Genomic DNA, 21,036 nt, shown 5'->3' on the forward strand with positions numbered 1-21,036 from the left:
CCCGAAGCCAGGTTAGATCGTCTTGTCGGGCGAAGGGTCGTGGCGGTGCCGCTCGGCCTTGCCGAAGATGCGTTCCAGCCGTTCGGCCATGGTGTTGGCGGCGATCCGCGCCGCGCCATCGACATCGGGCGCCTTGCCAGTGACACCGATCGGGCGACCACCGCGCGGGCGCGCCTCAATGGTGCAATGCTTGTCGTCCGCGCCGTGCTTGCGTCCGTTGACGTCGCTCACATGGACTTCAAGCCGGGTGAGCCGATCCTCGAACCGCGCCAGCTTCTGCCGGACCTGCTGTTCGATCCGCTCTGCGACGTTTTCCGTTCCCATTACCGAACTATCGGTGTTGAACTGGAATTGCATTGCCATGCGCTATCCTCCTGTCCTTGTTTTGGTTTTGTATCGACACAACCAATATGGGACGCAAGACAGCCGGTTTCCAGAGGAAACCGTAGCCGATGTCAGATGCTTTCGCTTTCGGTCTCGGATTCGTCCTCGTTAGCAGCCTCAAGCTCGGCTTCGGCCTCGGCAGCTTCCGCTTCGGCAGCGCGCTTTTCGGCGCGCACATTATCCGCCTTGGCGCGTTGCACGGCAGTTTTGCGCGCTTGTTCGGCCAGCCCGCGCCAGGTCTTTTCCGAGCGCAGCTCACGCTCGCGCACGTTTTCCAGCGTCGCAGCATCGGCGAGAGCGGCTGCCTCGTCTGCGCGTTCGCAGTAGAATTCGTAGGTCTGGGCCATGGGCTTTAATATCCTGCCGGGGTTGGAGGGGGAGGCGGGAAAGCGGTGGAGCGGGAGAGCGCCAATGCCCCCTCCCGCTCCGGTATTCGGTCAGTCAGCTGCCGAAAGGTTCACAGCGCTTTCCTTGCCATTACGGCCGCGCTCGAGTTCGAAGTTCAGACGCTGGTCCTTTTCGAGGCTGTGCATGCCGGCTGCCTGAACGGCAGTGATATGCACGAAGCTGTCGGACGAGCCATCGTCGGGCTGGATGAAACCATAGCCCTTGTCGGCGTTGAAGAACTTTACGGTTCCGGTCTTGCTCATGCGATGTTCCTTTCAAGAACATTTTCGTGACCCGCCACACCATGCAGCGGGGAAGTGCGTCAGTTCGTCCGATGAAAGGAAGTCGTCGTCTGGTTAACGCCGGGGGCCATACAGCCAAGCGGCGGAGCGCAAATTTCGAAGTCCGTCGCAAATTTCGACGTCAGCGAGGGAGCATGTAGCATGGATTGTCCCGATCGCCTAATTTGGGGGATTGTTTGTGTTCCGCACGCCCGTCCGGGCGTGCGAAATCCTCGCTCACACGGCCTGCGGCCGCGTCGCTGCGGGCGGCCGGTCGGCCTTGCGGTGCCTGCGGCACCGTTTTGGCTTGCACTTGCCACTGTCGCTGCGCCGCCGTGTAGGAGACACATGAGACACTGTCCAGGAACCGAAAACCTGCCCCCACTATGCGCCTGCGAGATGGGCGTGGGCGCGTGCGATTCGGCGCGGGTTGCGGGCTTGGGGTGCATCGGCGCAGGATGGCGCGGATCGGGGGGTGTAGGAAAGAGTCTCGCGCCATTTACCGCGCCCGCCGCGCTGGGCGATCGTGATTGGTCGCGTTTTCCGAGTCGCCGGGTGTTTCCACCCGGCTCGAAAACGCTCTAGGCTTGCGCGATGTCATCTGCCCCCATCACCATCCTGATCGACGCCGATGCCTGCCCGGTGAAGGACGAGATCTACCGCGTCGCCGAACGGTTCCGCGCCGAGGTGCGCGTGGTCAGCAACGCGCCTTTCCGCATCCCCGTGTCCCCGCGCATCAAGCGGGTGGTGGTGTCGGACAGCTTCGACGCGGCGGATGACTGGATTGCCGAGGCCGCCGAGGCGCTGCCGAAGAACACCTGCGTGGTCATCACCGGCGACATCCTGCTCGCCGAACGGTGCCTGAAGGCCGGCGCGCGGGTGCTGAAACACAACGGCGAGGAATTCAGCCCCGCCAGCATCGGCGGCGCCATCGCCACCCGCGCGATCATGGCCGACCTGCGCGCAGGGATGGACGGCGTCGGCGGCGGCCCCGCGCCGTTCAGCAAGGCGGACCGCTCGCGGTTCTTGCAGGCGCTCGACCGGGTGCTGGTGGGGTTGGGGCGTTAGAGCGGTATCGAAATGGGCTACGGAGCGGCGACAGTGTCGCCTAGTCCAAGATTACACGATCGCGGTTTGTTAATTCTCCACAATTTGCAAACTCCATATGTAAATCCATCCGAGAACTTGCTAACGAAAAAACCATGCCTCACATCAAAGCATTTGTCGGTCATAGCTTCACGGATGACGATGAAGCAATTGTTTCGATATTCTTGAAGTTCTTTGACCAAATCAGGGGCTCTTTGCACTCGTTCGAATGGGTGAACGCCCAAAAGGCAGCACCTCAAATTTTAGCCGAGAAGGTTCGCGGCCTCATGGAGGATAGAAACACCTTCATCGGTATTTGCACAAAGAAGGAGCTGGCGCTTTCTCCAAGTGCGGTATCTCAAAGTCTCATCTTTTCAAATTATTCAAAATCCAAAAACTCCGACATCGAGTGGAAGACATCTGACTGGATTATACAAGAAATCGGCCTTGCATTGGCCCATTCTATGTCCTTTTTAATACTTCTTGAGGAAGGATGCCGCCGTCCCGGCGGTCTTCAAGGAGATGTTGAGTTTATATCATTTACAAGAGACGCACCACAAAAGTCATTCGGCAAAATACTTGAGATGCTGCAGGACCTAAGTCCAACAACGTCTTCCCGCTCGGACATGTCAAAAGATTCTGAGGTCAATATTGCTTCAGAAGCCTCTACGCGGAATGAACTAGATGTAAGTGATGATGAAGAAGAGACGCCACAGCCTGACTGGAGTTTTGAGAACTTCAAAAATGCTTACTTCTGGCAAATTCTAAAGGAAAGTCCAGATAGAGCGCAGCGAATTTCTGACGCATTCTACCAATCTGACCATGCGCAGTCACAAGGCTTGCAGGCGCAATGGGAGTCCAAATGTGAAGAGTGGAAACTGATATTCGGACAAGGCGGCAGTCTGCAAAATCTTGAAAGGCTCGCCGAACAAAATCCCCATAATTTTGATGTGGTCGCGGCATTTGCTTCCGGAATGTCGATCTACAAAGAGCACATAAAATCGGCTGATATTTATCAAAAGGCGGCAAACCTAGCCTCCGAACCCTCGGACATTCTAAATTTTCGACTTTCCGCCGCCCACGAGCTTGCGAAGTTCGGAGACGCTAGTTCCGCTCTCGATCTTATCGACAGCATCAAACCTATAATATCAGATAGTCAAGAATTAGAAGTTTCGTTCTCGCAGCGAGTTAAAAGCATTGCTGACGAAATTAACGATGATTTTCTGAAGATTCAAGCAATGGAGCGGATAGTACATCTGCGACCATATGACGATGATGAACGATTTTCACTTGCTTACAGCCACTCTCAATTGGGAAATGACGAGTTAGCGCTTCATCATTATCTTTCAATACCTCATAGTCGTCGAAATAACTTTGCGTGGAATAACATCGGCGTAGCTTATCAGCATTTTTCAGCACCAGCGCGAGCCATTAAAGCCTTCGAAAAAGCAGCATCGGATGGCAACACTCTAGCGATGAGCAATCTTGCATATCGCTACATGAATGTCGGATTCTTACGTGAGGCTAAAGACAGGTTGGATTGCGCCCTGAAAGGGGAGGATGTTCACAAGAGCGTGAACGAGGCACTTGCTGCTTTGAGTGAGGTTGACGACAACGAAGCCGAAGTTGTTGAAAATGTGCTTGAGGGCGCTTCTATGAAAATTGAAGCTTTCAAAAAGCTAGGACGCGCAATCTGCAGACCGGACGTGAAGACGCTGGAAAAGAAATGGAATGGACCTCAAGGCGAATACGTCATCTCGATTAGCAATAGAGATTTCGAAGCAAGGGTGCGTTATATGACTGAGGTCAATGCGCTTTTAGGATTGGGCACATCGATAAAGCCGGCTGAGTACGAAGCAGTTTTCAAGGGGAGCATAATCGGGCATCAGGTTAGCGGAGATATTCAAAGAAAGAGACTCAGCCCAGGATCTCAATCACTGCTTGGAGACTTCGAAGTCGCAAAGCGATTCGCAATGATTTTTTCTGATGACCTCAGGAGCGTTGAGGTCATTGAAGATATTGGGTCGCGCAACCCGCGCTACTATCAACTGTCCGCATCAACACCGAAGTAACGACAGAAAAGAAATTGGGCGCTGACAAATAATAACTTCGTTTGCGGAGTGAATGGTTTGGCACGCTCTTGGCATTTGCCCGCAAGCCCCCCACATTGACACCACCCCCCATCAGGCCCACGCCTCGCTCCGGGCATCTCGCCCGTTAGGAACCTCCGATGGCCAAGGGCCAACAGAAGAAGAGCAAGGAAGCGCGCAAGCCCAAGAAGGACACCGGGCCCAAGCTCAACGCCAGCCAGCCCAGCCTCAAGGCAGGCGGGATCAAGGGGCTGGAGAACATGAAGAACTCCTGACGCGGCTTCGCCCGCGTTCGTCGCGGGGGCGCGCGTTAAGGGAATGGCGAGGGGTTCGCGCTATCGCCGCTGCGCGATGCCGCATCCGCCCGCCCTTCCCGCCATCCCGGCGCATAAGCCCTACCCCCGTGCATCGCGGGGCGTCCGCGGGCGCTTGATCCGCAACGGCGTGTTCGTGATCGGCGGGTCGATCCTCGCCTCGACCGGGCTTACCAACCTTGCCTTCACGCTGTCGGGCGATGCGAAATACGGCCTGACCATGGCGTTCGCCGTGCTGATCCCGCTGGTGGTGGCGAGCATCGCCTATGGCTGGATCGCCATGCTGACGTTGGGGCTGGAACAATCGCGCACCAGGCTTCGGCACCTCGCTCATTCCGACGCGCTGACCGGGCTTGCCAACCGCCGTGCGGCGCTGGTGGAGCTGGAGCGGTGGGCGGCAGAGGCGGAGGGCGCTCCGGTGGCGCTGGCGATCGCCGATATCGACCGGTTCAAGAGCATCAACGACCGGCTCGGCCATGAAGGCGGCGATGCCAGCCTCGTCCACTTTGCCGCGATGCTGCGGCAGCTCGCGCCCGAAGGCTGGCTGGTCGCCCGGTTCGGCGGCGAGGAATTCCTGATCGCGGCGCGCGGGGCGTTGTTGCCGGGCTTTGCGGGCGTGATCGAGCAGGTGCGCCAGACCATCGCGGAAACCCCGCTGATCGTGCCGGCCGGCCCCTATGGCATGACCGCCAGCTTCGGCGTCGCCGCGCGGGCCGAGGGCGAGCCGGTGGGCAGCCTGATCGCGCGGGCCGACGCGGCGCTCTATGCCGCCAAGCAAGCGGGCCGTAACCGCACCGAGCGCGCAGCCTGACTTAGCTGCCGTGCTTGCGGATATCCTCGGTCAGCACCGCCACCGTCACGCCGAGCTGCTTTACCGTCATCAGATTATCCACCCGCGTGCCGCCCGCTGACAGGGTGAGTTCCTGACGCACTGGCAAGCTGCCTTTCATGGTGTATTCGAGCACCAGAAGGTTGCCTGTCGCCCGCCCGCGGACCGGGCCGATCGCGTCGGACAGCGTCCCGGCATAACGGTTGGGGGCGATTTCCTCGATCCGCCACTGGCGGGTGCGCGGGGGCTTTTCGCCTTCGCGGATGGTCTGGTCGATCACCAGCACACGGCGCGGCGGCGCATCCCAGCTGGATTCGCGCAGGCGCTCCACCACGATCCGCCCGCGGCTTTCCACCCGGACAGGGACGGGATCGGACATCGCTGTCTTCAGCGTCCCCTCCCCGCGGCTGCTTCCGGCGAAGAAGGTGAAGGGATCGAACAGCGGCGCCTCGGCACGGGGTACAGGGGTGTAGCCCTCCGGCACCGAGACACAGGCGGCGAGCGCCAGCGCCAAGGCCAGCACAAGCGGGGCGAGCACAGTGGCGTGCAATTTGGCGCGCACCCCGCCTGACCGATCAATCGTGCTCACGATCCCCCGCGCCGACATAGAGCTGGTTGCCGGTTTCGCGGTACTTGGCGCTCATTTCGGCCATGCCCTTGATCGCGGCCTGACGGCTGGCCTCGGCGGTGTCCGCGCCCAGCTTTTCCGATGCGAGAAAGCTTTCGGGGCTTTCGTTCTGCTTGGCGGCGAAATCGCGGACCTCCTGGCTGATCTGCATCGAGCAGAACTTGGGCCCGCACATCGAGCAGAAATGCGCCGACTTCGCGCCTTCCGCCGGCAGCGTCTGGTCGTGATATTGCTCGGCGGTTTCGGGGTCGAGGCTGAGGTTGAACTGGTCGCGCCAGCGGAATTCGAACCGCGCCTTGCTCAAGGCATTGTCGCGCACCTGCGAGGCCGGGTGGCCCTTCGCCAAGTCCGCCGCATGGGCCGCCAGCTTGTAGGTGATCACGCCGACCTTCACATCGTCACGGTCAGGCAGGCCCAGATGCTCCTTGGGCGTGACGTAACACAGCATCGCGGTGCCGTACCAGCCGATCTGCGCCGCGCCGATGCCGCTGGTGATGTGGTCGTATCCCGGCGCGATATCGGTCACGAGCGGGCCCAAGGTATAGAACGGGGCTTCGCCGCACACCTGCAGCTGCTTTTCCATGTTCTCCTTGATCTTGTGCATGGGGACGTGGCCCGGCCCTTCGATCATCACCTGCACATCCTGCGCCCAGGCGCGGTGGGTGAGTTCTCCCAGGGTGTAAAGTTCGGAGAACTGCGCTTCGTCATTGGCATCGGCGATGCTGCCGGGGCGCAAACCGTCGCCGAGGCTGTAGGCTATGTCATACGCCTTCATGATTTCGGTGATGTCGTCGAAATGTTCGTAGAGGAAGCTTTCCTTGTGGTGGGCGAGGCACCACTTGGCCATGATCGATCCGCCGCGCGACACGATCCCGGTGACCCGCTTGGCCGCCATCGGCACATAGGCAAGCCGCACGCCTGCGTGGATGGTGAAGTAATCCACGCCCTGTTCGGCCTGTTCGATCAGCGTGTCGCGGAAGATTTCCCAGGTCAGTTCCTCGGCCACGCCGCCGACTTTTTCGAGCGCCTGATAGATGGGCACGGTGCCGACAGGGACGGCGGCGTTGCGGATGATCCATTCGCGGGTGTCGTGGATGTTGCGACCGGTGCTCAAATCCATGATCGTGTCCGCGCCCCAGCGGGTCGCCCACACCATCTTGTCGACTTCACTCGCCACGTTGGATGCCACGGCGGAGTTGCCGATATTGGCGTTGATCTTGACCAGGAAATTGCGCCCGATCGCCATCGGTTCGCTTTCGGGATGGTTGATGTTGTTGGGGATGATCGCGCGGCCCCGTGCAATTTCATCGCGCACGAATTCGGGCGTGATGATGGTCGGGATTTCCGCGCCCCAGCTTTGCCCGTCGCGCACCATGTCAGCCGCAATTTCGCGCCCGAGGTTCTCGCGCTCGGCGACATATTCCATTTCGGGCGTGATGATGCCTTGGCGGGCGTAGTGCATCTGGCTGACGTTCATGCCGGGTTTGGCGCGAAGCGGACGCTTTATGGCGTTGGGATATTGCGGGACGCCGCCGCTGCGGTCGGGGCCGAGCTGGCCGTTATCCTCGGGCTTGATCTCGCGCCCATCGTAAGCCTCGACATCGCCGCGGGCCATAATCCAGTCACGGCGCAGCTGCGGCAGGCCGGCGTTGATGTCGATCAGCGCATCGGGATCGGTATAGGGGCCGGAAGTATCGTAGACCCGCACGCTGGGCTCGCCGCCCTCAAGGTCGATCTCGCGCATGGCAACGCGGATGCCGGAGCCGGTGCGCGCGCCGACATAGACCTTGCGGCTGCCGCGAATGGGGCCAGTGGTAACGCCGATTTCGACGGGGCTGTTGATGTCGGCCATATCTCGTTCTCTCTCCATTGCGGAAAGGAGCGCGGACCTGTGGTGCATTGACCAGCCCACTCCCTCCGCCGATGTTAATCGGTTCAGGTTCGACGGGTCGGACGGTGCTAACCGCCCCTCTCAGCCAAGCGGCTCCCCGGGGATGGCGGAGGATTAGGCGTTTTGTGCCGGAGTGTCGAGCCTCACTCGATCACTTTCCCGCGCACCATCACGAAATCGACGTCTTCCAGCACGGTCACGTCCGCCAGCGGATTGCCGTCCACCGCGATGATGTCCGCTGAATAGCCGGGGGCGAGCCGCCCGATTTCACCTTCCATGCCAAGCACCTTGGCCGCGCCGGTGGTGGCGCTGGCGAGGACCTCGCGGTTGCTCATGCCCTGTGCTGTCATCAGCGCGAATTCCTCGGCATTGCGGCCATGCTGAAACACGCCTGCATCGGTGCCGAACACCACCGTCACCCCATATTCGCGGGCGCGGCTGACCAATGTGGCCATCAGCGGCTGCACAGCGCGGATCTTGTCTTCGACGACAGGTGTGTAGATGCCCTTGCCCAGCCCTTCGGATACGCCTTCGAGCGCCATCAGCGTCGGCACCAGCACCGTGCCATTGGCCTTCATGGCCTTGCCGGCGGCTTCATCGAGATAGGTACCGTGTTCGATCGAATCGATCCCTGCTTCGGCGGCCTGCTGGATGCCGCGTGCGCCGTGGGCATGGGCCATGACTTTCAGGCCGAGCGAATGGGCGGTGTCGGCGATCGCCTTCATTTCTTCAGGCGTGAAGTGCGCCTCCAGCCCGCGTCCCTGCTGCGAAAGCACGCCGCCGGTGGCGGTGATCTTGATGACATCCGATCCGTTCTGGCTGGCGAGCCGCACCTTGGACGCGCATTCGACCGGGCCGGTGCAGGTGAAGCCGCTGTCGAGCAGTTCGTTGACCTCGGGCCGGAAGCCGTTGACGTCAGCATGGCCGCCAATAATTGCCAGCGCCGGACCAGCAGCCACAATGCGCGGGCCGGGAATCACGCCTTCGGCCGTGCCGCGCCGCAGGGCGAAGGCGGTTTCCGTGCCGCTGCCCGCCTCGCGCACGGTGGTGAAGCCCGCGCGCACCGTGACCAGCGCATTCTTGGCGCCGACGACCACGCCCCATTCGTCGGGTTCGGTCGCATCCTTCCAGAAGTCGCCGCCGGGATCGCCGGTCAGGTGAGTGTGGAGGTCGATCAGGCCGGGCAGCACGGTCTTCGTCGATAGGTCGATCTCGCGGTCGGCGATGACGGGGCCGGCGCCGGGCGTGATCGAAACGATCCTGCCGTCCGTAACGATGATGGTCGCCGGACCGGATGGTTCGCTTGCGGCATCGGTCAGCACGGCTCCGGCGCGAATCGCTACGGTCTCGGCTGCCAGCGGCGCGGCAAGCACCGCGCACACACTTGCCACGAATCCCGCCACGCGGCGCACATGTCCCGTCATTCATTCTCTCCCATCAGGTATACAGACCCTGCGCGCAGTGATGCGACGGGCCTGTCCCCATGGCAAGCCCCGCGTGGCATCTGTGGCGGCGAAGAGCCCTGCGTCCCGACGGATCAGAAGGTATAGCCGAGACCCAGACCCAGCAGAAACTGGTTCGGATCGCCGCGCAGCGCGGTGTAGGGGGTGTCCGCCCCGTCACCGATCATCCGCGAGTACCCGGCAAGACCATAGACATTGAAGCCGCCGTTCAGCGCATTGCCGTCAGTATCGACGGTGACGATTGCCAGCGTGCCGAGCCGGTTCAATCCGCCGTCGGCGGCAAACATCGGCAACCCGCTCGCCGCGCTCTGCGCCGGAGTGACGGAGAAATAGTAATCGGCGAAATTGTCGTCGACGATTTCGGCGGTTGCGCCGACCTGCACCAGCATCCCGCGTCCGATCGGGGTGGCATAGGTCACGCCCGGCTCAATCACCCGGCCCCCGTGCGCGCCCAGCACATCCCAGCGTGCGTTGGCCGATATTGTGAGCGAATCGAAGCGGTTCAGCACACCGGGAAAACTCAGCCCGGCGCTCACCCCTACTTCAAGTGCATTGTCGAGCCGTCCGGCGGCATCCACCACGTCATCCCCGCTATCGACTGCGCGGTCGTTGCGGAACCGGAACGTCGGGCCGAGCGAGACGGTCGGCTTCTTGTCGCGCGAGACCACCGTCGGCTGGGGCGAAAGGAAATCGAGCGATAGCCCCGCCGCAGCCGGACGGAAGCCGACTCCGCCGACCCGGCCAACGATCAACGGCAGCGGAAACAGCTGGAAATTGTTCGATCCGGCATAGGTCGGTACCAGTCCCGCACCCAGCCCGATGGTCGCCCAGTTTCTGTCGAACACGGGCTTGAACGGAGGCGGACCGGCGGGCGATACTGCCGGGGCATTCTGAGCCTGCGCCTGATCCTGAGTTGTCTGGGCCGAGGCGTCTGCCTCTGTCTCCGCGCCTGTTTCTTCGGCAGTCTCACCAGCCAGCGCGGGCACGGCGCCCAACATCAGCCAGACACCGCACAGGGCAAGCGAAGGGGCAGCGGCAGAAGACTTCATGATGCGATCCTTGGGGAAGTGATCCGGGCTTGATGCGAACCTGTCTCAAAAACAATGCGGGCGTTTATGTTCCCGAAGCGCATGTTGCAACACGCTTTCATGCCGCGACCTTCGGCGCGACATTGCCGATCCGGCGCGGCTGGCCTAGGGCTGGAAAAGCATGAGCGATTCACCGCACATTGTTGATCACACACGCGCGAGTGCGCAGGACATCGTCATCGTCGGCGGCGGGCTGGCGGGCGGGCTGATCGCGCTCGCGCTGCATCGCCATGCGCCGGGCTGTCGGTTCCTGCTGATCGAGGCCGGACGAACGCTGGGCGGGCATCACCGCTGGAGCTGGTTCGAAACCGATCTCGCCCCGCAGGCAAAGGAATTGATGGCTGGCTTTGCGCTCAACGGCTGGGACGAAGGCTATGACATCACCTTCCCCGGCCTTGGCCGCACGCTGCCGACATCCTACCGTTCACTCGCCAGCGCCGAATTCCACGCCAAGCTGATCGCCGAATTGCCGGCTGACCGGGTGATGCTGGGCACGAAGGCGGACAGCCTCGATGCGGACGGTGTCATGCTGGCCGATGGCACGCGGATTGCTGCCAGTCGCGTGATCGATTGCCGCCCGTTCCGCGCGTCGCCGCACCTTGCGGGCGGATGGCAGGTGTTCCTCGGCCAGCATTTCCGGTGCGAGCAGCCCCATGGTCTGACCCGCCCGGTCATCATGGATGCCAGCGTCGATCAACTGGCCCCGCACGGCAATGGCGCGGCATACCGTTTCGTCTATGTCCTGCCGCTGTCGCCGACGGAGGTGTTCGTGGAGGACACCTATTACGCCGATCAGCCGAAGATGGACGCCGAGGTGCTGAAAGGCCGGGTCGCCGAATATGCCCACCGCCACGGCTGGAAGGGCGAAGTGATCGATTCCGAAGCAGGCATCCTGCCGGTGATTTCCGGCGGGGACTTTGCCGCAGCTCAGGCGGAAATCGCCATTCCCGGCGTCGCCCGGGCCGGCGCGCGCGGCGGGTTTTCGCACCCGCTCACCAGCTACACCCTGCCGTTCGCAGCCGACAATGCGCTCGCCATCGCGCGGCTGATCGCGGCCCGTCCGGCCCTGACAGGCAGTGATCTCGCCGCCTTCTGCCACCGCCGGGCCAAGCGCCACTGGCGCGCCACCGGCTATTACCGGATGCTCAGCCGGATGCTGTTCGAAGCCGCCGAGCCCGGCAGGCGCGTGGTGGTGTTCGAACATTTCTACGCCCTGCGCGGAAATCTGGTCGAACGCTTCTACGCCGGGCGCTCGACATTGCCGGATCGCCTGCGCATCCTGACCGGCAAGCCCCCCGTATCTATCGGGCGTGCCATACGCGCGCTATTTTCTCCAGGGAAGCCCTTGGACACCAAGCCACTCAAGATGGAGACCCCGGCATGAACGCCGATGTGAAGCTGAACCTTGGCACCCCGACCGGTGTGAAAGGCGTGAACCCCGCTTTGGCCGAACGTTATGCCGGGCGCACCGCCTGCGTGATCGGCGCGGGCTTCGGCGGCATGGCGCTGGCCGTGCGGCTGCAATCGGCTGGCATCGCCACCACCGTGATCGAAGGCCGCGACAAGCCGGGTGGCCGCGCCTATTACTGGGAGCGCGACGGGTTCACCTTCGACGGCGGGCCGACGGTGATCACCGATCCGCCCTGTCTTGAAGAATTGTGGAAGCTGACCGGGTACGACATCGCCGAAGATGTCGAGTTGATGAAGGTCATGCCGTTCTACCGCCTCAACTGGCCGGACGGCACCAATTTCGAATATTCGAATGACGAGGAAAGCCTCAACGCCGAGATTGCCAAGCTCAATCCGGCAGACGTAGCCGGATACGCCCGCTTCCTCGAATATTCGGCGCGGGTGTATGAGGAAGGCTATCTCAAGCTCGGCACCAAGCCGTTCCTCGATTTCAAGTCGATGCTGAAGGCCGCGCCTGCGCTTATCAAGGAACAGGCGTGGCGCAGCGTCTATTCGATGGTGTCGAGCTATATCGAACACCCCAAGCTGCGCGAAGCCTTCAGCTTCCATTCTCTGCTGGTTGGCGGCAACCCGATGAACACCTCGTCGATCTATGCTCTGATCCACAAGCTGGAGAAGGACGGCGGCGTATGGTGGGCGCGCGGCGGCACCAACCGGTTGATCGCGGGGATGGTGCGCCATTTCGAGCGGCTGGGCGGCACGATGCGGGTGGGCGATCCGGTGGTGCAGGTGCATACAATCGGCACCAAGGCGACCGAGGTCGAGACCAAGAGCGGCTTCCGTCAGCGGTTCGATGCGGTCGCCAGCAACGCCGACATCATGCATTCCTACAAAGACCTGCTGTCCGGTTCCGAGCGCGGCAAGAAGGTTGCCAAGAGCCTCAATCGCAAGAGCTTTTCGCCATCGCTGTTCGTGGTGCATTTCGGGCTGGAGGGCACCTGGCCCGGCATCCCGCACCACATGATCCTGTTCGCCAAGCGCTACAAAGGCCTGCTTGACGACATCTACAAGAACGGCGTGGTGCCCGAGGATTTTGCGATCTACCTCCACCATCCGACCGTGACCGATCCGAGCATGGCGCCCGAAGGCAAGAGCACGTTCTACGCGCTCGTCCCCGTCAGCCACATGGGCAAGATGCCATTGGACTGGGACGAAGTCGGCCCGAAGCTGGAGAAAATGATCCTCGATGAATTGGGCCGCCGCCTGATCCCCGACATTCACAGCCGGATCATCACCAAGTTCAGCTACGCGCCCAAGGACTTCAAGCAGGATCTGAACGCCCATATGGGCAGCGCCTTCAGCCTTGAGCCGGTGCTGTGGCAGAGCGCCTATCTGCGCGGCCACAACCGCGACGACGTGATCGACAATTACTATCTGGTCGGCGCGGGCACCCATCCGGGCGCAGGCATTCCCGGCGTGGTCGGCAGCGCGAAAGCGACCGCCGGGCTGATGCTGGAGGATTTGGCCAAGGTGCCCGCGTGATCGCGCTGCTCGCCGCGCCGCTGATGGCAGCGGCCGGCGCGGCCGCAGCGTTCGGCCCCTCGCCGCTGGTCGCCGAAGGGCACCAGTCGGATTGGGCAACCATCGCGATCGACGATCCGGGCGAAGGCTGGGTGGATCGGGCGTGGCACGGTGCCGACACGCTCGGCGGCCGCCCGCTTCGGCTGGTGCTGGTCCGGATGGATCTTACCGATAATGACGGCATGACGCTCGACACGGTGATGGCGGTCGATTGCGAGCGCCAGCAGATCGGCATCAAGGAAGCGTGGTTCTTCAGATCGGAATTCGGCAATCAGACCCGCGCGCCGATCCCTGCGGTGACGATGGATTTTCACGACACGCCGCTGTCGATGGGTGATCTGGCGATCATTGCCCATGCCTGCACGGATGCTAAGGCGGCGCAATGAAACGTCTCGCTGTCTATTGCGGTTCGGCCTCGCCCGAAGATCCGCGCTATGTGCAACTGGCCTATGATGTCGGCGCGGAATTGGCGCGGCGCGGCATCGGCCTCGTCTATGGCGGAGGGCGGCTCGGCCTGATGGGCGCGGTCGCCAAGGGCGCGAAGGACGCCGGCGGCGAAGTCATCGGCATCATCCCCGAAAGCCTTGTCCGCGCCGAAGTCGCCAACCATGATTGCGACGAACTCATCACCGTCAGCGGGATGCACGAACGCAAGCAGAAGTTCACCGACCTGTCGGATGGCTTCGTGACGCTCCCCGGCGGGGTGGGCACGATGGACGAATTGTGGGAAGCGATGAGCTGGTCGCAATTGGGATATCACTCGGATCCGGTGGGCGTGCTCAATTCCTTCGGGTTCTATGACGATCTGCTCGCTTTCAACGCGAAGATGGCGGCGGTCGGCTTCGTCCGGCCCGCGCACCAGAACATCCTGATCGCCGCCGACACCATCGGCGAACTGCTCGCCAAGATGGAAGCCTATCAGCCGCACACGCCGATCTTCCGCATGAAGGCCGAGGAGCTGTAATGTTGCCGCAAGCGTGCGTCCCCGCGCAGGCGGGGACCTCCCGCAATTACGGAGGAGGTCCCCGCCTGCGCGGGGACGCACGTTATTGGCAATGACAGATCCCGCCACCCGCGCCGCGCTGGTCGAACATGCCCGGCTGTCGATCAAGCGCGGATCGCAGAGCTTTTCCGCCGCCGCGCGCCTATTCGACAAGGAAACGCGCGAGCGGGCGTGGCTGCTTTACGCCTGGTGCCGCCGCGCCGATGACATTGCCGATAATCAGGACATGGGCGGGGTGCTGGGCGACCAGACCGAGCTTGCCGGACGGCTCGCGCTGATCCGCAAGCTGACAGCGCTGGCGTTCGAAGGCAAGCCGACCGGCGACCCGGCCTTCGACGCGCTGGGCGTGGTCGCTGCCGAAGTCGGCCTGACCCCGCAAATGGCCGAGGACGTGATCGCCGGGTTCCAGCTCGACGCCGAAGACTGGCGCCCCCGCACCGAGGCCGACATGCTGCGCTATTGCTACCATGTCGCGGGCGCGGTGGGCGTGATGATGGCGGTGGTGATGGGCGTCGATCCCGAGGATCAGGAAACGCTCGACCGCGCCAACGATCTCGGCCTCGCCTTCCAGCTATCGAACATCGCCCGCGATATTGTCGAGGATGACGCGGTGGGCCGCTGCTACCTCCCCGAAATCTGGCTGGTCGAACAGGATATCGAGCCGGGCCAGCACACCAAACCGCACCACCGCAACGAACTCGCCGCGATGGCCGCGCGGCTGGTGGCGCTGGTGGAAAAGCACGAGGCGGCGGCGCGCGTGGGCGCGGCGAAGCTCCCCTTCCGCAGCCGCTGGGCGGTGCTGTCCGCCGCCCGCATCTACGGCGCAATCGGGCGCAAGGTGAGAAAGCGCGGGCCCGAGGCATGGGCCAGCCGCACCTATGTGCCGCGCGGCGAAAAGGCGCTGTACGGTGCGCGCGCTTTTCTTTCGGCGGTGATCAACCGCGAGAAGATGCCGGAAGGCGGGATCGACTGGGGGATCACGGATTACCGGCCCGCCCATGCGCCCCGCGCCTGACCCTCAATTCCGTTCGCCCTGAACGGTTTTCTTTATCGCCAGTCAAGGCTAACCACCCCTTCATGAAAGCCATCCTCACCGCCGCCGCCGCTCTCGCCGCCGCTGCGCCCGCCGCCGCCGAACCGACGCCCGATCAGGCCGAGGCCATCGCTGCCGTTGATGCGTTCTTCGCCGCGCTGCGCAGCGACGACAAGACGGCGCTCGCCCGGCAGATGCTCCCCGAAGGCATGATCTTCATCCACAACCGCATGACACCCGATGCTCCGCGCGTGGAAATCGTTCCCGTCGCCAAGCACCTGGAAAACTGGGCCAAGTCGCCGCCGGGATTGGACGAACGGATGATCTACGACACCGTGCTGGTCGATGGCGACATGGCGCAGGTGTGGGGGCCGTACCGCTTCATCGCGGGCGGCAAGACCAGCCATTGCGGGATCAACTCCATGAGCCTCGTCAAGCGCGACGGAATGTGGAAGGTCGCCAATACCAGCTTCACGATTGAATCGCCCGACCGCTGCGAGGCGCTGGGTTCGCCGGAGGCCGCACAATGATCGCCAAACTCCTCATCGCCAATCGCGGCGAGATTGCCTGCCGTATCATCCGCACTGCCCGCGCCATGGGCGTGGCCACGGTCGCGGTCTATTCCGATGCCGATGCTAAGGCGCTGCATGTGCGCCAAGCCGACGAGGCTGTGCATATCGGGCCATCCCCTGCCGCCGAAAGCTATCTGGTCGGCGCGAAGATCATCGCCGCTGCCAAGCAGACCGGCGCGGATGCGATCCACCCCGGCTATGGCTTTCTGTCGGAGAATGCCGACTTCGCGCAGGCCGTGATCGACGCAGGGCTCATCTGGGTCGGCCCCAAGCCTGCTAGCATCCGGGCAATGGGCCTGAAGGATGCGGCCAAGGCGCGGATGATCGAAGCGGGCGTTCCCGTCACCCCCGGCTATCTCGGCGCGGATCAATCGCTCGAACGGCTCACCAAGGAGGCCGAGGCCATCGGCTACCCCGTGCTGATCAAGGCGGTCGCGGGCGGCGGCGGCAAGGGGATGCGCAAGGTTGATGCCCCCGCTGATTTCGCCGCCGCGCTGGAATCCTGCCGCCGCGAGGCCAAGGCCAGCTTCGGCAATGACGAGGTGCTGCTGGAGAAATGGATCACCTCGCCCCGCCATATCGAGGTGCAGGTGTTCGGCGATGCCCACGGCAACGTCGTCCACCTGTTCGAGCGCGACTGCTCATTGCAGCGCCGCCACCAGAAGGTAATCGAGGAAGCCCCCGCCCCCGGCATGGACGAAGCCACCCGCGAGGCAATCTGCGCCGCCGCCGTGCGCGCGGCCAAGGCGGTCGATTACGAGGGCGCGGGCACGATCGAATTCATCGCCGATGCCTCGGAAGGCCTGCGCGCCGACCGCATCTTCTTCATGGAGATGAACACCCGGCTTCAGGTGGAACACCCCGTCACCGAGGAAATCACCGGGGTCGATCTGGTCGAATGGCAACTGCGCGTGGCGAGCGGGGAGGTGTTGCCGAAGCGGCAGGAGGAGCTGTCGATCAATGGCCATGCGATCGAAGCGCGGCTCTATGCGGAAGACCCGGCCAAAGGGTTTTTGCCGAGCATTGGAAGGCTCGAACTGCTTGAACTCTTCCCGGAAGATGCGCGCATCGACACCGGGGTCGAGCAAGGCGATGTGGTATCGCCGTTCTATGATCCGATGATCGCCAAGGTGGTGGTGCATAGCGACAGTCGGGAAACGGCCCTCGATGCACTTGAATTCCAGTTGTCCGTATCGCGCGTCTGGCCGGTCAAATCGAACAAGGGCTTTCTCGTTCGCCTGCTGAAGAACGCCCGCGTCCGCACCGCCGATCTGGACACGGGGCTGATCGCCGATGCCTTCGACACCCTGACGACCGTGTCGACGCCGTCGGATCGTGTGCTGAGCGATGCGCTATGCTGGCTTCAGCGCGAGTCCACCGACTTCGATGACCGGAGCGTTGGCTTGCGGGGGTTCAGGCTGAACGCCCCTGACAAGCCGAAAGAACGGCTCGATGTCGAGGGAGAGGCTCGCGACTTCGAGTTCCGCCCGACCAAATCCGGCGAACGATTCGAACATGGGTTCGTGGATGTTCACCATCACGGCGACCAGTTCGTGCAGATTGAAGGCGATCTGATCCGCCTGTCATGGCCGCGAGCTGACGCCGGGGGCCAAGCCTCTGCCGCAGACGGCGCGATCATTGCGCCGATGCCGGGCAAGGTCATCGCGGTCGATGTCAGCGAAGGGCAGGCCGTCACCGCCGGGCAGCGGCTGTTGGTGCTCGAGGCGATGAAGATGGAACACGCCCTCACCGCCCCCTTCGACGGGGTGATCGAGGGGCTGGCGGTGAGCGCGGGCGCGCAGGTGCAGGTCGAGGCGGTGTTGGTGACGGTGGTGCCTGCTTCGGCAGAATAGACTTGCCCACCCCCGGCCCCTCCCGCAAGCGGGAGGGGAGAAGAGGGCGCGACCAGCCCCCCTCCCGCTTGCGGGAGGGGTTAGGGGTGGGCCTGTGAGGGAGAGGGAATGACCTGGGCCAAAGAACTCGAAGAACTCCGCGCGCGCGAGGCGCTGGCCGAGCAAATGGGCGGCGCGGACAAGGTTGCGCGCCAGCACGGGCGCGGCAAGATGGACGCCCGCGCGCGGCTGGCGGCTTTGTGCGACGAGGGCTCCTTCCGCGAGATCGGCAAGATTGCGGGCTCGGCGAAGTATGACGCAAACGGCCATCTGCAGAGCGTCACCCCCGCCCCCTTTCTGTTCGGCAAGGCCACCATCAATGGCCGCCCCGTGGTCGCCACCGCCGACGACTTCACCATCCGCGGCGGCGCGGCGGATGCGGGGATTGCGCGCAAGATGGTGCAGGCCGAGCGCATGGCGCACGAACTCAGGCTCCCGATCATCCGCATGATCGACGGCACGGGCGGCGGCGGCAGCGTCAAGACATTGGAACAGATCGGCGCGACGTATATCCCAGCGGTGCCCGGCTGGGGCGATGTGGTGACCAATCTCGACACCGTGCCGGTGGTGGCGCTGGCGTTGGGCCCGACGGCGGGGCTTGGTGCTGCGCGGACGGTGGCCAGCCATTACTCGATCATGGTGAAGGGCCTCAGCCAGATTTTCGCCGCTGGGCCCGCCGTGGTCGATGGCTTGGGCGAGGCATACAAGGGCGGTGCGGCCAATCACGAGGAGGCGAAGGAAGCGCTCGGCGGCTCGGCGATCCACACCCGCAACGGGGTGGTCGATGACGAGGTGGGATCAGAGGCCGAAGCCTTCGCTCGTGCGCGGCATTTCCTGAGCTTCATGCCCGAATATGTCGGCCAGCCCGCGCGGCGTTCTGTCTGCGATGATCCCTCCAAACGACGCGAGGAAGCGCTGCTCAGCTTGGTGCCGCGAGATCCCAAGCAAGTCTATTCGATGCGCCGCTGCATGGAGATGCTGTTCGACACCGGCACCGTGTTCGAGATCGGCAGGCATTGGGGCCGCGCCGCAATTACCGCCTTTGCGCGGCTCGATGGCTGGCCGGTCTGCGTGGTGGCGAGCGACCCAAGCTACCTCGGCGGATCGTGGGAGGCCAAGACCAGCGAAAAGGTTGAGCGGTTCGTCAAGCTGGCCGACCAGTTCCGCCTGCCCATCGTCCACCTCGTCGACCACCCCGGCTTCATGATCGGGCGCGAGGCGGAGATGGCGGGGACGATCCGTTACGGCGTGAACGCGATGAACGCGATCTACCGTGCCACCGTGCCGCTCGCCAGCATCGTCCTGCGCCGCGCCTATGGCATCGCGGGCAGCGCGATGAGCAATGCCGACCGGTACCAGTACCGCTATTGCTGGCCCTCAGGCGACTGGGGCAGCCTTCCCATCGCGGGCGGGTTGGAGGTCGCCTACAAGGCCGAACTGGAAGCCTCCGATGATCCGCAAGCGCTGCTGGAGGAAATCCGCGAAAGGTTGGCGAAAGTCACCTCGCCGTTCCGCTCGGCCGAGCGCTTCAACGTCGAGGACATCATTGACCCGCGCGATACCCGGCCGCTATTGTGCGAGTTCGCGGGGCTAGCTTGGCGTAGGCTCGAAAGCGGGCGCTAGGAACGGCCCGAAGGGCCGCAAGGGCGACCGCCCGCCCGCAGGTGCCCCGCAGCGAAGCGAAGGGATCAGCACCGAGGACGCACCCGCGGATGCGGGTGCGAAAGTCAAGAAGCGCCCAACCCAGCCTCAGCATCGCTCGGCCCGAACAGCTTGCCCTTCTCGCTCAGCAGCACCAGCACCAGACACACCAGCCCACTCGCCAGCAAGGCCAGCGCCAGCGGACGGGCGGTGCCGTCAAACGCATAGCCGATCGCTCCGCCCAGCAGCGCCGCCGTGGTCATGCGGACGAAGCCGTGAGCGGAACTGGCCGCGCCAGCGATGGCGAAAAACGGGTTCATCGCAATCGCGCCGAAATTGGAGCCGATAAAGCCGAGCAACGCCATGTTGATCGCCATCAGCGGCACGAACACCCACAGGCTTTCGTCCGGCTGGAAGGCGAAGAACACTTGGCACCCGGCCACCGCGATGAATGCGAACAGCGCCGTATGGCTCACCCGGCGAGCGCCGAAGCGTTCGACGATGCGCGAATTCGACCAGCTCGCCACCGCCATCGATCCGGCACAGATGCCGAAAATAATCGGGAAGATGTCGCCCGCACCGAATGTCTCGGTAATCAGCTGCTGCGAGGAATTGATGAAGCCGAACAAGGCGCCGAACACCAGCGCACTGCCGATCACGTAACCGGCGACGCTCGGCATCGCGAGCGCGCGGGTCATGTTGGTCGCGATGGTATGCGGCCGGATCGGCTGGCGGTTCTCTTCGGTCAGGCTTTCGGGCAGGCGGAAATAGACCCACGCCGCCATCCCCGCACCCAGCACCGCCATTGAGCCGAAGATCGCGCGCCAGCTACCGAATTGCAGAATGATCTCGCCGATGGTCGGCGCGATTGCCGGCACCATCAGGAAGATCACGAAGATCAGGCTCATCATGCGGGCCATCTTGTCCCCGCCCACGCGGTCGCGGATGATCGCGGGAGGCAGGGCGATGACCCCGGCGGCAAAGAAGCCCTGCACCGCCCGCGCCGCGATCAGCGCGTCATAGGTGGGGGCAAGCGCGCTGAGGATCGACAGCACGATATAGACCGCGATCGCGCCAAGCAGGATCGGTCGCCTCCCGAACCGGTCGGCCAGCGCGCCGGGCACCAGTGAACCGATCCCGCCAGCCAGCAGGAACACGCCGATCACGAATTGCCGATCATTGCCCGCGACCGAAAGATCCGCCGCCAGCGCATCCAGCGCAGGCAGGATCGCGTCGATCCCGAAGGCGTTCAGCGCCATCAGCAACGCCATCATCCACAGCAGCTCGCGCTCTCCGAGAGCCTTGCGTAGCGGCGCAGCAGGGACGGACGAGGTGGCCATGCCCGGGCCTTTGCCCACTGGTTCGCCGGAAGACCACTGTTCTTTTCGCATCTGCACAAAATCGTGGGCGACGCGGAAAGTTCCAGCAATGGTTCCTTCATACGCCCGAAGGTTCTATTTGCG

Annotated in this window: 20 protein-coding genes and 1 riboswitch; of the genes, 12 read left to right on the forward strand and 8 right to left on the reverse strand. The window is 63.2% G+C overall.

Translation table 11 applies throughout. The features are described 5' to 3' along the window. Positions 1 to 12: 12 nt before the first annotated feature. From J3454_RS06265 to J3454_RS06275, 3 genes are all read right to left on the reverse strand, one after another. Entirely contained in the window at positions 13 to 363 is a 351-nt protein-coding gene (locus J3454_RS06265) for an HPF/RaiA family ribosome-associated protein (RefSeq protein WP_349512880.1), read from the reverse strand. A 92-nt stretch (positions 364 to 455) separates the two neighbouring features. Then, positions 456 to 731 (reverse strand): hypothetical protein, encoded by a 276-nt coding sequence (locus J3454_RS06270; protein ID WP_349512881.1) that lies wholly within the window; start codon positions 729 to 731, stop codon positions 456 to 458. Between the two features lie 90 nt (positions 732 to 821). After that, positions 822 to 1,034, reverse strand: coding sequence for a cold-shock protein (locus J3454_RS06275; protein WP_296722192.1), 213 nt, complete (start codon positions 1,032 to 1,034; stop codon positions 822 to 824). Positions 1,035 to 1,646: 612 nt separating this feature from the next. Between J3454_RS06275 and J3454_RS06280 the strand changes: the two genes are divergently transcribed. The 4 genes from J3454_RS06280 (at position 1,647) to J3454_RS06295 (ending at position 5,353) form a co-directional block, all read left to right on the forward strand. Then, positions 1,647 to 2,120, forward strand: a complete 474-nt coding sequence (locus tag J3454_RS06280) for a YaiI/YqxD family protein (RefSeq protein WP_349512882.1) — start codon at positions 1,647 to 1,649, stop codon at positions 2,118 to 2,120. 134 nt (positions 2,121 to 2,254) lie between these two features. Beyond that, positions 2,255 to 4,210, forward strand: coding sequence for a tetratricopeptide repeat protein (locus tag J3454_RS06285; RefSeq protein ID WP_349512883.1), 1,956 nt, complete (start codon positions 2,255 to 2,257; stop codon positions 4,208 to 4,210). A 158-nt stretch (positions 4,211 to 4,368) separates the two neighbouring features. Then, positions 4,369 to 4,503 carry a hypothetical protein gene (locus J3454_RS06290; RefSeq protein ID WP_296722200.1) on the forward strand — a complete coding sequence of 45 codons (135 nt, stop codon included), beginning with the start codon at positions 4,369 to 4,371 and terminating at the stop codon, positions 4,501 to 4,503. Positions 4,504 to 4,657: 154 nt separating this feature from the next. Beyond that, positions 4,658 to 5,353, forward strand: coding sequence for a GGDEF domain-containing protein (locus tag J3454_RS06295; protein WP_349512884.1), 696 nt, complete (start codon positions 4,658 to 4,660; stop codon positions 5,351 to 5,353). A 1-nt stretch (position 5,354) separates the two neighbouring features. On the opposite strand, the gene J3454_RS06300 is transcribed toward J3454_RS06295, so the two are convergent. From J3454_RS06300 to J3454_RS06315, 4 genes are all read right to left on the reverse strand, one after another. After that, complete coding sequence (locus J3454_RS06300) at positions 5,355 to 5,960, reverse strand: DUF3833 family protein (protein ID WP_349512885.1); 606 nt, start codon at positions 5,958 to 5,960, stop codon at positions 5,355 to 5,357. Continuing rightward, the gene (thiC, locus tag J3454_RS06305) at positions 5,947 to 7,851 is read right to left on the reverse strand and encodes a phosphomethylpyrimidine synthase ThiC (protein ID WP_349512886.1); all 1,905 of its coding nucleotides are present in this window, start codon (positions 7,849 to 7,851) and stop codon (positions 5,947 to 5,949) included. The genes J3454_RS06300 and thiC overlap by 14 nt, the downstream gene beginning before the upstream one ends. A gap of 42 nt (positions 7,852 to 7,893) precedes the next feature. After that, positions 7,894 to 8,000, reverse strand: a riboswitch (TPP riboswitch). A 33-nt stretch (positions 8,001 to 8,033) separates the two neighbouring features. Further along, entirely contained in the window at positions 8,034 to 9,314 is a 1,281-nt protein-coding gene (locus J3454_RS06310; protein ID WP_349512887.1) for a metal-dependent hydrolase family protein, read from the reverse strand. 113 nt (positions 9,315 to 9,427) lie between these two features. Next, positions 9,428 to 10,402: a MipA/OmpV family protein gene (locus tag J3454_RS06315; RefSeq protein WP_349512888.1), complete on the reverse strand. Its 975-nt coding sequence runs from the start codon at positions 10,400 to 10,402 to the stop codon at positions 9,428 to 9,430. Positions 10,403 to 10,562: 160 nt separating this feature from the next. On the opposite strand from J3454_RS06315, the gene crtY reads away from it, so the two are divergent. The 8 genes from crtY (at position 10,563) to J3454_RS06355 (ending at position 19,555) form a co-directional block, all read left to right on the forward strand. Then, the gene (gene crtY, locus J3454_RS06320) at positions 10,563 to 11,825 is read left to right on the forward strand and encodes a lycopene beta-cyclase CrtY (protein ID WP_349512889.1); all 1,263 of its coding nucleotides are present in this window, start codon (positions 10,563 to 10,565) and stop codon (positions 11,823 to 11,825) included. Then, positions 11,822 to 13,393, forward strand: a complete 1,572-nt coding sequence (locus J3454_RS06325; RefSeq protein WP_349512890.1) for a phytoene desaturase — start codon at positions 11,822 to 11,824, stop codon at positions 13,391 to 13,393. The genes crtY and J3454_RS06325 overlap by 4 nt, the downstream gene beginning before the upstream one ends. Beyond that, positions 13,390 to 13,818, forward strand: a complete 429-nt coding sequence (locus J3454_RS06330; protein ID WP_349512891.1) for a hypothetical protein — start codon at positions 13,390 to 13,392, stop codon at positions 13,816 to 13,818. Before J3454_RS06325 ends, J3454_RS06330 begins: the two co-directional genes overlap by 4 nt. Next, positions 13,815 to 14,396: an LOG family protein gene (locus J3454_RS06335; protein ID WP_349512892.1), complete on the forward strand. Its 582-nt coding sequence runs from the start codon at positions 13,815 to 13,817 to the stop codon at positions 14,394 to 14,396. Before J3454_RS06330 ends, J3454_RS06335 begins: the two co-directional genes overlap by 4 nt. Positions 14,397 to 14,487: 91 nt before the next feature. Further along, a complete protein-coding gene (locus J3454_RS06340; RefSeq protein WP_349512893.1) occupies positions 14,488 to 15,450 on the forward strand; it encodes a phytoene/squalene synthase family protein in 963 nt (320 codons plus the stop codon). Between the two features lie 62 nt (positions 15,451 to 15,512). After that, complete coding sequence (locus J3454_RS06345) at positions 15,513 to 15,998, forward strand: nuclear transport factor 2 family protein (protein WP_349512894.1); 486 nt, start codon at positions 15,513 to 15,515, stop codon at positions 15,996 to 15,998. Beyond that, positions 15,995 to 17,893 (forward strand): ATP-binding protein, encoded by a 1,899-nt coding sequence (locus J3454_RS06350; protein ID WP_349512895.1) that lies wholly within the window; start codon positions 15,995 to 15,997, stop codon positions 17,891 to 17,893. Before J3454_RS06345 ends, J3454_RS06350 begins: the two co-directional genes overlap by 4 nt. A gap of 108 nt (positions 17,894 to 18,001) precedes the next feature. After that, positions 18,002 to 19,555: an acyl-CoA carboxylase subunit beta gene (locus J3454_RS06355; RefSeq protein ID WP_349512896.1), complete on the forward strand. Its 1,554-nt coding sequence runs from the start codon at positions 18,002 to 18,004 to the stop codon at positions 19,553 to 19,555. 104 nt (positions 19,556 to 19,659) lie between these two features. Here the strand turns inward: J3454_RS06355 and J3454_RS06360 are convergent, their stop codons facing one another. Further along, positions 19,660 to 20,913, reverse strand: a complete 1,254-nt coding sequence (locus tag J3454_RS06360; protein WP_349512897.1) for a multidrug effflux MFS transporter — start codon at positions 20,911 to 20,913, stop codon at positions 19,660 to 19,662. Positions 20,914 to 21,036 lie beyond the last annotated feature (123 nt).

This window comes from Erythrobacter sp. NFXS35 (assembly GCF_040148725.1).
Taxonomy (GTDB): Bacteria; Pseudomonadota; Alphaproteobacteria; order Sphingomonadales; family Sphingomonadaceae; genus Erythrobacter.